Origin of the sequence: Streptomyces ossamyceticus (assembly GCF_001418475.1) — a bacterium.
Classification (GTDB): domain Bacteria; phylum Actinomycetota; class Actinomycetes; order Streptomycetales; family Streptomycetaceae; genus Streptomyces; species Streptomyces ossamyceticus.
In genome coordinates, this window is the sequence record NZ_LIQX01000094.1 from 1 (window position 1) to 407 (window position 407).

At 66.9% G+C, this 407-nt stretch carries 2 pseudogenes; both read right to left on the bottom strand.

Going from position 1 to position 407, the window contains the following annotated elements:
* Positions 1-175 (bottom strand): annotated as a pseudogene (locus tag AOK15_RS48985) (DUF3566 domain-containing protein); the annotation flags it as partial.
* A 37-nt stretch (positions 176-212) separates the two neighbouring features.
* Positions 213-393: pseudogene (locus AOK15_RS46605) on the bottom strand (DNA gyrase C-terminal beta-propeller domain-containing protein); the annotation flags it as partial.
* Between the last annotated feature and the right edge of the window lie 14 nt (positions 394-407).

Here is a 407-nt window from a genome sequence, read left to right on the forward strand (position 1 = left end):
CGGACGAGGGTGACGGCGAAGCCGAATCGGTCGGGTTCGGCTTGATCGCCTTCAGTTGCGTCGTGTGCGTGTCCATCGCACGCGCGGCGGAGCCACGGCCGCCGCCGTCCGTTTCCGCACCGGTCGAAGTGCCGGACGAACTACCGGACGATCCGGCGCCCGTGGCTCCGCTCACGCTGACTCACTCCTCGTGCTACTCGGCCGAGGGCGNNCGATACCGACCACGGCATCGCGCTTGCCCAGGTTGATCAGTTGGACGCCCATGGTGTCACGGCCGGTTTCCCTGATCTCATTGACCCGCGTACGAATCACACCGCCCGACAACGTGATGGCGAGGATCTCGTCGGTCTCCTCGACCACCAGCGCGCCGACGAGGGAACCACGGTCCTCCACGATCTTGGCGGCCT